At 54.5% G+C, this 13,088-nt stretch carries 14 protein-coding genes and 1 pseudogene; 4 read left to right on the top strand and 11 right to left on the bottom strand.

The features are described from left to right. Positions 1-28 precede the first annotated feature (28 nt). The 6 genes from H6G52_RS01410 to H6G52_RS01385 form a co-directional block, all read right to left on the bottom strand. On the bottom strand, positions 29-415 hold the full coding sequence (locus H6G52_RS01410) for a HEPN domain-containing protein (protein ID WP_099533390.1): 387 nt from the start codon (positions 413-415) through the stop codon (positions 29-31). Further along, positions 412-735 (bottom strand): nucleotidyltransferase domain-containing protein, encoded by a 324-nt coding sequence (locus H6G52_RS01405; RefSeq protein WP_099533391.1) that lies wholly within the window; start codon positions 733-735, stop codon positions 412-414. The genes H6G52_RS01410 and H6G52_RS01405 overlap by 4 nt, the downstream gene beginning before the upstream one ends. A 78-nt stretch (positions 736-813) precedes the next feature. Further along, a complete protein-coding gene (locus H6G52_RS01400) occupies positions 814-1,920 on the bottom strand; it encodes an ArsA family ATPase (protein ID WP_190525938.1) in 1,107 nt (368 codons plus the stop codon). A gap of 61 nt (positions 1,921-1,981) precedes the next feature. After that, positions 1,982-2,455, bottom strand: coding sequence for a hypothetical protein (locus H6G52_RS01395; RefSeq protein WP_190525935.1), 474 nt, complete (start codon positions 2,453-2,455; stop codon positions 1,982-1,984). 329 nt (positions 2,456-2,784) lie between these two features. After that, positions 2,785-2,988: a DUF2862 domain-containing protein gene (locus H6G52_RS01390; protein WP_099533394.1), complete on the bottom strand. Its 204-nt coding sequence runs from the start codon at positions 2,986-2,988 to the stop codon at positions 2,785-2,787. Positions 2,989-3,095: 107 nt separating this feature from the next. Then, the gene (locus H6G52_RS01385; protein WP_190525933.1) at positions 3,096-3,635 is read right to left on the bottom strand and encodes a phosphate-starvation-inducible PsiE family protein; all 540 of its coding nucleotides are present in this window, start codon (positions 3,633-3,635) and stop codon (positions 3,096-3,098) included. A gap of 186 nt (positions 3,636-3,821) precedes the next feature. Between H6G52_RS01385 and hisF the strand changes: the two genes are divergently transcribed. Together hisF and H6G52_RS18945 are read left to right on the top strand one after the other, a co-directional pair. Continuing rightward, positions 3,822-4,622 (top strand): imidazole glycerol phosphate synthase subunit HisF, encoded by an 801-nt coding sequence (gene hisF / locus H6G52_RS01380; RefSeq protein ID WP_099533396.1) that lies wholly within the window; start codon positions 3,822-3,824, stop codon positions 4,620-4,622. Between the two features lie 95 nt (positions 4,623-4,717). Then, positions 4,718-4,900: pseudogene (locus H6G52_RS18945) on the top strand (hypothetical protein); the annotation flags it as partial. A 401-nt stretch (positions 4,901-5,301) separates the two neighbouring features. Here H6G52_RS18945 and H6G52_RS01370 read toward each other — a convergent pair. The 3 genes from H6G52_RS01370 to gor form a co-directional block, all read right to left on the bottom strand. Further along, on the bottom strand, positions 5,302-7,563 hold the full coding sequence (locus tag H6G52_RS01370; RefSeq protein ID WP_190525930.1) for a glycoside hydrolase: 2,262 nt from the start codon (positions 7,561-7,563) through the stop codon (positions 5,302-5,304). A gap of 354 nt (positions 7,564-7,917) precedes the next feature. Continuing rightward, positions 7,918-8,574, bottom strand: coding sequence for a DUF3386 domain-containing protein (locus tag H6G52_RS01365; protein WP_099533399.1), 657 nt, complete (start codon positions 8,572-8,574; stop codon positions 7,918-7,920). A 392-nt stretch (positions 8,575-8,966) separates the two neighbouring features. Continuing rightward, the gene (gene gor, locus H6G52_RS01360; RefSeq protein ID WP_190525929.1) at positions 8,967-10,340 is read right to left on the bottom strand and encodes a glutathione-disulfide reductase; all 1,374 of its coding nucleotides are present in this window, start codon (positions 10,338-10,340) and stop codon (positions 8,967-8,969) included. On the opposite strand from gor, the gene H6G52_RS01355 reads away from it, so the two are divergent. Next, entirely contained in the window at positions 10,339-10,551 is a 213-nt protein-coding gene (locus H6G52_RS01355) for a hypothetical protein (RefSeq protein WP_190525927.1), read from the top strand. The genes gor and H6G52_RS01355 overlap by 2 nt on opposite strands. A 36-nt stretch (positions 10,552-10,587) precedes the next feature. On the opposite strand, the gene rpaB is transcribed toward H6G52_RS01355, so the two are convergent. Then, a complete protein-coding gene (rpaB, locus tag H6G52_RS01350; RefSeq protein ID WP_099533402.1) occupies positions 10,588-11,361 on the bottom strand; it encodes a response regulator transcription factor RpaB in 774 nt (257 codons plus the stop codon). 728 nt (positions 11,362-12,089) lie between these two features. Between rpaB and H6G52_RS01345 the strand changes: the two genes are divergently transcribed. Continuing rightward, a complete protein-coding gene (locus H6G52_RS01345; RefSeq protein ID WP_190525925.1) occupies positions 12,090-12,440 on the top strand; it encodes a histidine triad nucleotide-binding protein in 351 nt (116 codons plus the stop codon). A gap of 75 nt (positions 12,441-12,515) precedes the next feature. Here H6G52_RS01345 and gloA read toward each other — a convergent pair whose 3' ends face one another. Continuing rightward, positions 12,516-12,944: a lactoylglutathione lyase gene (gloA, locus tag H6G52_RS01340; protein WP_099533404.1), complete on the bottom strand. Its 429-nt coding sequence runs from the start codon at positions 12,942-12,944 to the stop codon at positions 12,516-12,518. Between the last annotated feature and the right edge of the window lie 144 nt (positions 12,945-13,088).

Raw genomic sequence — 13,088 nt, 5'->3', positions numbered from 1 at the left:
ATGACAACTACTTCATGATCGACGCGATCTAGCTACGAGGCAAATTCTCTTCGGCGTATTGTAAAAATAGCCAACTGTGCTCTAACAAAACCTCAACATCAGCCGCTCGCAACTGTAGCTCATCGTCCACTTCATAATCTGCATTAGCCCGTTTATTTTGGGCATTAATCAAGAACCGATGAAACTCGATGGGCACGATTCCAGGCTTTGCAATCTCTCGCCCAAATGCCGAAATCACGGCTGCATGACTTGAAAAGCTAAGGTCTTTTTCCCAAAGAAATGCTTCGGCAATATAAAACATTGTGTAGTATGCTCGTGCGCCCGCAAAGTCATAGAATCCCTGTTGGGCCAAAAGCTGTGATGCCTGATAGCTAGCCCGCGCTTTGTCTAGTAATTGTTGAGACTTGGGTTTCATAGCAGAACCCCTTCTCGCTTGACGTTGGCGAGAAATGGGGAATTCTGGGACTCAAATTTTTCGAGAGAGACAAATTGCCAGGAAATGACCACATCATAATCCAGGCAAATTTGGGTGATAAAGTCGAGTGTTTTATCTATTTCATCACAGGGATGGACTAAGGATTTTAAGATTACCAAGATATCAATATCAGAGTTTTCTGTAGCTTCTCCACGCGCTTGGGAACCATACAAAACGATCGATGAGAGTAAGTCTTGATATCGCTCAATCAGCCCTTGCTTCAGGACTTGTAAAATCGGTTCAAGTTGTTGCTTTTCCATAGTGTGATATTGATGCGATCAGTTGCACAAGGAGCCGCAGCCCCTTGTGGCTGGTGTTTTTAACGATCGCCTCGTGGCTTAGAAGGAAATGATCAAGTAGCGATCGCTGAATTTTGCGCCCTTGACCGATCGCCCGGCCAGGGACGGCGGCAAGAAGATATTGCGGCGTTGTTCGCCCGCTTCGATCGTCACCTCTGGCCCCGATTGGGTCAGGTGGATTTGCTCCTTGGTGAACCCTGGCAGGAACAGCTTCACCTGTTGGGTGGCTAAGTCGATTTCGATCGGGCGGGGAGCCTGCTGGGCCAAGGTGGCAAAATCCGGCATCAGCGGGATCAGCGCATCCCAATTTGGGGTGATGGTTTGCTCGGGAATTGCCGTCACGGTCAGGGGGTTGAAGTCCGAGCCGATCGCCCCCGGATCGCTCGATCGATTCAAAAACAACCCGCCCACGGTTAAGCCCGCCTGTTGCGCACTGCCCCACAGGTATTGAGCCAAGGCCTGCGAAACCGGATCGCCATTGGCCACCAGCCAGCCCGCCACACGACGCGGATCGGCCAGCAAGTTTCGTCCCCGATCGAGCAAGTCCTGAAACTCACCCAAGGGGCCTTCCCACGGCGTGCTAGACATACCGCCACTGCTCAACACCGCCATGGAAATCGGTTGCACAAAGGGCGAAATCGCCTTGGCAAAATCCGACTCGGCCACCACCTTTTGGAAGCGGCGCACATACCAGGACAAAACCTCCGGCGCGCCGATGGTTAGCAGGGTTGCTCGATCGCTGTTGCCGTCATAGACGATCGCGTCGTAATTGCCCGACGCTTCGTATTGCCGCAAGGTGTTCAACGTCAGCGCCCGATCCATCCCCGGCAACACGGCTAGTTCTTCACCGTAGACATTGCGGAAAAAGGGTTGGCGCAAATATTCCGACTCTAGGCGCTTAATTTCATCCCAGCCCCGTTCCAGCAGGGTGGTGGCGGCCGGTTGCACGGCCCAAAGATTAGAGCCGATCGCCTGGGGATCCGAGCCGATCGCCCCCGTTCCCAACATCATGCCCAGGGTGGGCCCCGCATCTTGCCCAAACAGCAGCACCCGCTTGCCTCGGTTGGCCAGGGCCATCGCCGCCGCGATCGCCAGGGTCGATCGCCCCGATCCCCCTTTTCCCAACAGCGTCAGCGTGAAAGCCACGATCGCACTCCTCTAGCGTTGTCGCCCCCCATTGTGCCAACGATTGCCGACCGGCGTGTATTTACTGGCGCATCTCGCCCAAAATTTCGATCACCCGTTGAATTTCTGTTTTTAGGCCGGTGACATCTGTTTTCAGGCCCGTGACATCTGTTTTTAGGGTGTTGATGTCGCCTTGCATCTGATCCATGCGGGCAAAGCTAGCGGCTTGGAGTTGATCGATGCGGGCAAAGGTTTGGTCAAATAAGCCCAGGAACGTATCGGTGCGATCGTCTACGATCTGCTCCAATTGGGTGATCCGGTTATTTAACCCTTCCATGGCCTGTTGCAGACCGTTGATCGCCAAGCGTAGTTCCCCGATCGCCTGTGTGTTGGTGGCGATCGCCTGCGTATTCGCGGCCGTCAGTTCGGCGAGGTGGCTAAACCGCTGATTCCAATCAAAGGACTGTTGCGTGGTGACGCTGGCCAGGGTGGTGACGTTGATCGTCAGTTGCTGGAGCTGGGCTTCGAGGGTGTTGAGGCGAGTTTCGGTGGTCATGGGGCGATCGGGGTGAGGTCGCTACCCACAGCCTAGCAAGTTCTTGTGGGGCGGTGCGGGGGCGATCGCTCTCCAGCTAGTAGGTTGGGTTGAGCTTTGCGAAACCCAACTCAATCACTGCAAGCCTTACTGCTGTTGGGTTTCGTGCCTCAACCCAACCTACGAGATGATCGTTGATCAGCCCATCGTGATTCAGAGGGGTTTCATTTGTGCAAGAGATCTAAATGAATGAAGCCTGTCACGCCACTACTAGCGCTGGCCAAATCATTTGTCCCAAATAAAAACGCCAGTGGAACAACTCCCACTGGCGTAATTTATTCACTCGTTGCTTAGACCGCTTCGAGTTCGTCTTCAAAAAACCAAGTTGCCAAACCACCCGTAAACTCAACGACAACGCCGATGCCGCTGCCGTCAACCATTTTGTATTCCTTAACCGTACCGACCGGATTTTGTTTAATTTTTTCAACCATCGCGGTGGACATGCGATCGCGAATCCGGCGCACTTTGACGCGCTGACCTAGCTCAATCACCACTGGAACCGTCTCTAGTAAACTGAATCCACAGCTAATAAGACTACTGCATTTTGACCCGATCGCCGCGATCGATGGGGTGGCGAGATCGCGAGTTGGGGGCTTTTGGCCTAATCCACCAGATCCCCACTGGCGACATGGCGATAGCGCTCCATGATCCGCTTTTCGGGGTCAATGCCCTCAAAGGTGGGCGGCAACCAAACCCGGGCCAACAGAATCAGGGTCAAAACCAACAGAAATACGCCCGTGGCCAAGAGTTGCTGCCAGGGCACTTCCAACACCCCCCGCACGATCGACTCCCGGAGCACGGAAACGATCGCCACTTCCACGGCCACCCCGATCGACACGCGCTGTTCTTGCAAGTAAATGATCAGCAGCCGGAACATTTCCACCAAAATCAGCACCGATAGGATATCTGCCGTAATCAGGTGAAAGTTTGGGGGTTCCAGCAGGGAGATGAAAATGACGCGCAGTTGCACCACCATCACGCCAAATAGCCCCAGGCAAAGGGACACGGCGATCGCGTCTTGTACCCGTTCCAACATCCAGACCAAGCGCGATCGAAACCCGCCGGTTTCCGTGGGCCGATCGCTGGCGGTCAACAACTGGACGGGGGGCAATCGACGGGAGGGGGCTGAGGACAGGTTCATGGCGATTTCTCCAGCTTGCTGCGGGCTGTTCTTATTTTGATTATGGGAATCTTATAAATCAACCTCTGATTTATTTGTATTATTTATATTGACGCATCTGCTCAGACCACCGGGGCCAAGGTTCATCGCGATCGCGTAGTTTGATCTGTGGCTATTCACGGCTGTCCACCTTCCCTCCTCCGCCCTATGCTCGCCAAACGGATCGTTCCCTGCCTCGATGTCAAAGCTGGTCGCGTCGTTAAGGGCGTGAACTTCGTGAATCTGCAAGACGCGGGCGATCCGGTGGAGCTGGCCAGGGCCTACGATCGCGCCGGGGCCGATGAGCTGGTGTTTTTGGACATCACGGCCACCCACGAAGATCGCGGAATTATTTTTGATGTGGTCTATGAAACCGCCGAGCAGGTGTTCATTCCCCTGACCGTGGGCGGCGGCATCAGTGACTTAGAAACGATTAAAAAACTGTTACGAGCCGGAGCCGACAAAATTAGCATCAACTCTTCGGCGGTGCGGGATCCGGACTTGATCGATCGCGCCAGTGCCCGGTTTGGCAATCAATGCATTGTGGTGGCGATCGATGCCCGCCGCCGCCCCGGAACCGGCGAAAATGGTGTGCCCAGTGCCTGGGATGTGTATGTGCGCGGCGGCCGGGAAAATACGGGTTTGGATGCGATCGCCTGGGCCGAAGAGGTGGTGCGGCGCGGCGCGGGAGAATTGCTAGTAACCAGCATGGACGCAGACGGAACCCAGGCGGGCTATGACCTGGAGCTGACCCGGACGATCGCCGATCGCGTGGCTGTGCCGGTAATTGCCTCCGGGGGCGCGGGCAACTGCCAACATATCCGCGAAGCCCTGACTGAAGGCAAGGCCGAAGCCGCCCTGCTCGCTTCCTTGTTACATTACGGTCAACTCAGCATTGACGAGATTAAGACCGATTTGCAGCAAGCGGGCTTGCCAGTGCGTCACACTGGGGCGATCGCAACTCTGTAGAAAACCTTAGGAAACGATAAATTGCTGGCAGATTGTCAAGATTTCCTTTACAATACGTAAAAACACACTCATAAATCTTGATCTGCACTCTGTCCATGGTTGTCGTTCTGCTGCTGGCGATCGCCCTAGTAGCTTGGTCATTGCACCTGATGCAACAGGCCCTCAGCAACAAGGAGTTTTCGCTGATGCTGGCCGGAACCCTCGTTGCTTCAGCAGCGGCAGCCCTGGTGGTGGTCTACTTCCTGGGCAACAGTTCGCTGCGCTACTTGCTCTCGGTCGATCGCAATGCCTATGCCACCTATAACGTGCCCGTCACCGCTAGCGATCCTCTAGCCGGGATGCGCCAATCCGCCATCCTCGCCGATTGGGATCGGTTGGTGGAGCCTCTGCAATAGCAGGATGGTTCTGCCGGTTCCCTGTTTTTTCGCATCCAAAGTGATTGATCATCAAAGATTGATCATCCAAGACTGATCATCAAAACTGACCCGCAATTCAGTTGCAGTCAAACAAACGAAATCGGCTAGACCTGAGGCAATACAACCGGTCTAGCCGATTTTGTTTTGTTTTTTGGGTTTCGAGTTTTTGGGGTTCGCGCTTCCCGAGGTGGAGCTTCAGTCCCGTTGCTGGCGGATTTGGGGCGCTGACCAGGCGATCGCTCCAATTGCTCCAGGTACTATTCCTAGGGCACGCCCATTTGAATTAAGTCCTCGCCGGGTAACACTTCGCTAAATTCCCCCCGATGGGCCACAAACAGGGCTAGGCGCAGCCCCCAATCAGGCTCCACGGGCAAATCATCCCAAGGAACCGCCAACTCCAAGCAGCTATCCACAGCGAAGCGGGCGCGGCTGGGTCGGGCCCGCCAGGTGTTAAATTCCGCCGCTTCCGAGAACCAGAGGGTTTTGGTGGGCAACTTCAGGCCAATGTGATGCCGGTAATGATAGTTGGCCGGGGCCAAATCGGGCAATTGCTCCAGGGGCACGGGACTGTTGTGGGCGGGGCGATCGGGATAGAACCAGCACAGGTGAATTTCATCGGGCTGTTTGCCGGTTTGGAAATCTAGCCGGACATAGAAGTGATGGTGATCCACCCCGTACCAAATGGTTTGGATCGGGCTGGATTGGTGCATCGTGCCCCGGGATCCACCCACCGCAATTCGGCCCGCTTGGTTCCAGTCCTGATCGTCGCCACAGCCGTCAATGATTGGGTGAATGAAGTTTTGGGGAGTGCGATCGCCCGTGGCTTCATGGACTTCCACCGGCTCCAACAATTCCGGGGGAATGGGTTCATTCAGGGCTTGGTAAATGGCGCACAGGTGCTCCCGAAACAGGCGATCAAAAATGGCATCTTGATTCGACGAGTGGCCAAACCCAAACCACCAAAACCAATCGGAACCCTCCGCCGCATAAAGCGCTTCCCAAGCGGCCGGATTGGTGGTTTCGGTGGCTTCCGGGTGGCGAGCCAGGGTTTCGCGGGCCGCCGTCAGCAAATCCCAGGCGCGGTTTTTGGCCGGGTCGCCAATCCAGGTGGAAAAGGAGCCATCCACCCAAGAGCCACTGTGCAGGCGATCGACCGGCAGGGTTTCGCGGGGCGGGAATCGATCGAGATAATCGCCCACGGTTACCAGCTCAATTTCAGGATGCTGGCTGAGGCGGCTATAGAGCGCATCCAAAAACGGCAGCCCGTCGCGATCGTAATATTCCCAGCAGTTTTCCCCATCCAGGGCAATGGTCACCAACCAAGGCTGCTCTAGGCTGGTGCGATCGTCCCCTTGGCGTTGTTTCAGTTGCCGAGTAATCGCTTCCAAATGGCCAATCAAGTCTTGGGCAGCGTTTTGGGGTTCCATGCCCGCATAGCTAAAGCCAATCAGATCCGAAAGGCGGTGGTCACGGAAGACGATCGCCAAATCTCCTTGATTCGTGGCTAGGCGATAGGGCTGGTAAAGGTACTGTGGCTCTAGAACGTTGCCAGAGCCGTCGCGGTGGAAGAAATGCTCGATCGTCCAGCCCAACACCGCCTCATCGGAAATTAACCATTGGAAACCGGCCGCCGCCACATCGGGCAACATTGCCGGACTCACGGACTGCTCCGAAGGCCACAGCCCCCGAGGCAAGCAGCCAAACCGCTCTTGGTACATGGTTTTGGCCCGTTCCAGATGCCGGGGAATATCTTCCGCCCACTGGAACCGGCTCGCGGGCAGTTGCATTTGGGGAATGGCCACCCGGCCCGCGTCCGTGTCGGCCAGCAGGGGCAAAATGGGATGGGTGTAGGGCGTGGTGGTCACTTCCAACTGGCCCGACTCCTGCATCGATCGGTGTTTGGGAATAATTCGCGCCAAAATTTCCCGTTGCTTGGCCCAAATTTCCTGGCGATCGGTGAGAGAAAAATCCTTGCCCCGTTCTAACCAACGGGCAATTTCTGGATCATCCCAAAACAGCGGATCAATCCAAGCCAGGTTATGCCAAGCCAACAGATCCCCAAAATCCTCGGGTTTCCAATGGTCTAAACACCAAGGAATTCCCAAATCATTGCGTTGTTCAAACAATTGGCAATAGCGAGGATGGGGATCCACCAAGGTGCGGTGGTTGCCATCAAAAAAATGCTCCAGCACAAAGCGCTTTTGTGTCGGTTGCAGTTGTTCAGCAGGGGTGAGCGCCAAGGCCAAGTAGGGGTCGATCGCCCGGCCCGCCACATAATCTTCAATTTGCAACATCAAAGAAGGAACCAAGTTCACGGTTTGGCGCAACCGGGGGAACCGTTCCAACATCAAAATCAAATCGAGATAGTCCTTGGTGCCATGCAACCGCACCCAAGGCAGTCGATATTGCGCTTCTTCCGACTGTTGGGGCACGTCTGCCAAGGCTGTTTCGGCCAGGTTGCCACGGCTTTTGTAGAGGGGCTGATGTTGATGCCAAACAAAGGCAACGTGCAGCGGGTAAGGCATAGGGGGCGATCGAACCAATCTTTCTCCCATTCTAGGCGCGAGGTCAATTCCCGGAGCAATGGCTGAGGGCCCTTGTGATTCATCCTTGATGTGATTCACGCTTGATGTTGTTCACAATGTTATGCACAACAAAACGCGGGCGGAAAAATTCCACCCGCGCCATGAACTAATGATTGGTCAATGGTTATTCGATCATTAGCAAATGAACAACTCGTAATTAGCCAGTGATTAGCAAGCAATCGGAAAATCGCTAGTCATTTACTAGTCACTAACTAGCAATCAACTGATCATCAACTAGACAATCACTAGCAACCGACATCGACAAGGGCTAGCCAAGAGAAAGTTTGATCCGGTTTATCCTTGCAATTTCAAGTTGGAGAACGTCATGGTTGTGACGATTTCTTGGTCTCCTTCCTTGACTCGAATGGCTTGAGAACTCATCAAAACGTAATTGCCCACCCGTTCGTGGGTGTCTTCATAGCGCACCTGCTTCACCAGTTGGTTTTCCGGCAGCTTATAGAAGTTGGCATCGGTCAAGGTGGGCAAATAGCCTTCACCGGTATCCATCGTTGCTTGGGTGTCAATGATGAATTTCATGGGGCCCACGGGACGCTCCACATGGCAAATTTCCCGATCGCGCACTTTGTAGCTGGATCCCATGGATTTCCCAGAAACCAACACCTCCACCGCGCCCGTTTCGTCAGTGGCTCCCAAGGTAAATTCGTTTTGGCCGTGGGCTTTGTCAAAGCTGCTGCGCTGACGATGGGTGACAATATCGCGCAGTTGATGTTCCAACGTTTTCAACACTTCGGGATGATCAATGCCGGTGACGCTGACGCTGAAATCAGCCGCGATCGCCACGGATCCCCGATAGCTTTCTTCCCCTTGGCACAGTTCCACATCGGCGGTGTAACCCGGAAAGTTAGCATCCCAGGTATAGCGATTTTCGTAGGCGGCCCGGAACAAATCCCGAGCGTTGGTTTCTTGGGCGCGATCTTGAGCGAGGGTCATAGCGATCCAGAGTTAGGGTGTTTGAAAGGTGGTGATCGAGAACCGATCGGGAAAACCAACCACGAATCAATTACCGAATCATTGATCAGTCGCCAATGAGTTGCTAACCGATCGATGATGAATTGATCGTGGGTTGATCATGATTGCGTTGATCGTGATCTTGATCATGAACGAATTGCAAACCAATTGCAAATTAACTGCAAATTAACTGCAAACCAACTACCAACCAATTGGCCATAAGCTGCTGATTGTTCATGAATGCATCAAGCACGATCAACCCATGGATGAATTGATCATCGATACATCGCACATCAATCATGAGTTGTGCATGAGTTAATGATCCATTAATCAATGATCCATTAATCAAGAATGGGGCGATCGCCCTGGGCAATCTATCGCAAAGTCACGAACTCTTCAGCGGTGGAAGGATGAATAGCAATGGTGCGATCGAAGTCGGCCTTCGTTGCCCCCATCACCACAGGAATAGCCATGCCTTGGATAATTTCCGCCGCATCTTTGCCCACCATATGCACGCCTAAAATGCGCTCGTCTTCACCTTCCACCACCAGTTTGACCAACACCTTTTCGGTGCAATCGGTCAGGCTGTAGATCATTGGGCGGAAACGGGCACGGTAGATTTTCACCCGATCGCCATAGACGGCCCGGGCTTCTTCTTCGGTCATGCCCACGGTGGCGGCTTCCGGTTGCGAAAACACAGCGGAGGGAATGTTGCGATGGCTGATGGTGCGGGGCTGGTGACCAAATACCGTGTCGGCAAAGGCACGCCCTTCCGCGATCGCCACGGGGGTGAGATTGACCCGATCGGTGCAGTCGCCCACGGCGTAGATGTGGGGCTGGTTGGTGCAGTGGTCGGCAGTCACGGCGATCGCCCCATTCACCACTTCCACCCCGGCAAGCTCCAGATTCAGCGGCTCAATTTGGGGCTTGGGTTTGCGGCCTGTGGCGCTCAGGATGGCATCGGCCATCAACTCATGGGCCACACCATCGGCGGTTTTGAACTGCATTCGCAAACCGGCATTGGTTTTTTCAATTTGGAGGGTGGCGACATCGATGTGGGTGTGCACAGCAATGCCCCGATCGACCATGGCTTGCTGGATTTGATCCCGAATGTCACTATCAAAGCCGCGCAGAATTCGATCGCCCCGCAACACCTGCGTCACCTCAGAGCCTAAGCCCTTGAGGATTCCAGCAAATTCCACGCCGATATAGCCCCCGCCTAAGACCACAAACCGTTGGGGGCGCTCCTTCAGCAGGAACATCTCCCGAGAGGTGATCGTATGTTCAATGCCGGGCACGTCTGGGCGCACGGCTTCGCCACCCACGGCAATCAGGATGTAGCGGGCGGTTACTTCGCGAGTGCCGCTGGGGCTAACGATTTCGATCCGGTGCTCATCCACAAAGCGCCCCAGACCCGAAATCAGCTCTACGCCCGCTTTTTCCAGAAAACTGATGTGCAGTTTGTTAAGGCGCATCACTTCCGTCTGCACCGCGTTGATCAGCTTAGACCAGTCGTGTTCTGGCTCCACTGCTGACCAACCGTAGCCCGTGGCATCCTCGTACCAATGGGCAAACTGGGATGCATAGACCATGAGTTTTTTGGGCACGCAACCGCGAATCACGCAAGTGCCACCCACGAGGTCGCTTTCTGCGATCGCCACTTTTGCGCCATAGCTGGCGGCTCGCTTGGAAGCGGCCAACCCGCCGGAGCCTGCACCAATAACGAAGAGGTCGTAGTCAAATGTCATGATGTTGCCTTCTGATCCAGCCGGAGCGATCGAGCTTGCCCCGCCCTTCGATCGTAGCAACCGACCTCGCAAACGGGCGCACTGGATTGCGATCGAGCTACCAGCCCAGAAGGAGAAAGGCGATCAAGGCGATTACAGCACGATCATGAAATGCCCTGACCCCGCGCCCCCCAGCCGATTGATTAACCACGAGTTGGGCAATCAGCTTTGAGTGGATTCTTTTGAGCAGATCCCTTTGGGCGAGTCCTTAAGCCCCGATCGCCTCAGAACTGTCGGTCATCCGAGGAGCCGCATAGCCCGTGCCGCGTACCGTCAAGATAATTTCCGGATTACGCGGATCGTCTTCCAGTTTCGATCGCAGCCGCGCCACATGCACATCCACCACCCGCATGTCCGCTTGGATCCGAGGGGCATAACCCCAGAGAGTTTGCAGAATTTCGCCCCGGGGCACGGCTTCCCCGTTGCGGCTAAACAGCAATTCCAACAGGCTAAATTCCGTATGGGTCAGACGAATTCGCCGATCGCTGCGATAAACCTGGCGCTTCCGGGTATCGACTCGCAGGGAACCAATTTGAATCGTGCCATTCCCGATCGGGGGCGGCGTGGTTTTGTCCTTCACCCGGCGCAGCACACAGGCAATTCGTGCCTCTAATTCTTTAGGGGAAAAAGGCTTAGCTAAATAATCATCGGCTCCCATTTGTAAGCCAGTGATTCGATCGCCCACATCGCCCAAGGCCGTCAACATAATGATCGGCACATCGGAGTTTTGGCGCAGGGTTTGGCAAACGCCATAGCCGTCAATTTTCGGCATCATCACATCCAACACCACCAGATCGGGATCCTCGCGGTCAAATACCTCGAGGGCCTCCTCTCCATCCGCCGCCGACACGACTTCATACCCCGCCAGCGAAAGGCGCGTAGTCAGGATCATCCGCAATGCCGATTCATCATCGACAATCAGGATTTTGCCGCGCGATCGCCCTGATTCTGTGATCGTCTGCAAGGAATTTTCTGCCAACATTTTTGTTGATTTCATTTAAAAAGCTTGCAGTTATTCATCAACGTTGGCTGCCGATTGGGCTGGTCATTTTGATTCATGAATTGTGTCAGAACAATTCGAGCAAAATCAGCCGATCACAGCCGATTGATGAACACTTCAGCAATCAACGGAGAAGGGGCTTCGACGGTTGAATGGTGTCATTCAGTCGCCAAAGAAAAATTAAGAAACGTGAATGCACGTCTGTCAAATACGGTGCGGTCTGAACGCAATCGCTCTTCAACCCAATGGATTGACAAGTCACCAGCAACCGACGGTTTAGGGAATGGATCACAACTGATTGAGATCAATTCCGGTTGGTTGCATTGACCAACAATGGGCCAAGGTCTTGATGGGCTAAGGATTCTCGCTCATCTGAATATTACCAGATGTAACGTTTTCGCCGCAAATCTTAAAGAAATCTGAGGATTAACCGTAACGGTTGGTTAATTGCCCCCCTTGATCATGATCCATGATCTTGGTTGGTCATCTCGGCTCAGGGCGGCCGCCAGCGTGATCGGCTTTCCGATCCATTCTGAGACGCAGCCCAATTGGGGGGGCGATCGAACCGTCATTGAACCCATGGCAGAGTGCTAGAGTCTACTCGATCGCCCGGCCGGCGAGCGGTTTCCCGCACCAGGGCTGCTCGCACCCCCACGCCTTCATGTTCCCAATTTCTGCATTATTTCTGCGTTCCGAAGGAGCCTATTCCCATGACTGTCGGTGGCGACACCATCTTTGGCAAAATCATCCGCCGCGAAATTCCCGCCGCGATCGTGTATGAAGACGATTTGGCCTTGGCTTTTCGGGATGTGAATCCGCAAGCCCCTGTCCACCTGTTGGTGATTCCTAAAAAGCCGATCGAGAACCTGGCGGCGGCCACGGCGGAAGACCAAGCCCTGTTGGGGCATTTGATGCTTGTGATCCAAAAAGTTGCCCAACAGGAAGGCCTGGATCAGGGCTATCGCGTGGTGGCCAACACCGGCGAAGATGGCGGACAAACGGTTTTTCATCTGCACTTCCATGTGCTGGGTGGGCGATCGCTCGCCTGGCCGCCGGGTTGATGGATTCTTAACCGCCTGCCGCGCGGGGCCCGGGTACTTTCAACGGGCCCCGCACTCTGTCTAAACCACCCACACTTAAGAAGCCGCCGTCGCTAGGGATGGCGATGGGGCAGCATCCTGATTTTTGAGCTGAATGAGTTCCACCTTGTAGCCATCTGGATCCTCCACAAAGGCAATCACCGTCGAGCCATGTTTCATGGGGCCGGGAGCGCGGGTCACTCGCCCGCCCCGCGTCGTGATTTCCTCGCAGGTGGCATAGATATCATCTACCCCCAGAGCAATGTGACCGTAGGCCGTTCCGAGTTCGTAGGACTCCACGCCCCAGTTGTGGGTTAGCTCAATGACGGCCGTTTCCGACTCGTCCCCATAGCCGACAAAGGCCAGCGTGAACTTGCCATCGGGATAATCCTTTTGGCGCAAGAGTTTCATCCCCAACACATTGCAATAGAAATCGAGCGATCGCTGCAAGTCGCCCACCCGCAGCATGGTGTGAAGTAGTCGCATGGTTCTCTCCCGCAAACGGTTCGATCTAACAAAGCCACGAACAAGCAAAGGCACTAGCAAGCAAAGCCACTAGCAAGGTCAACCTGATGCATGGCCCGTTAGGGACAATGCTTTTCAGTTTAAACTCGAAAACTTCAACCGGTT

Origin of the sequence: Limnothrix sp. FACHB-881 (assembly GCF_014698135.1) — a bacterium.
Classification (GTDB): Bacteria; Cyanobacteriota; Cyanobacteriia; order CACIAM-69d; family CACIAM-69d; genus CACIAM-69d.
Note: the sequence above shows the minus strand (reverse complement) of the source record. Positions and strands in the feature narration are given on the sequence as shown.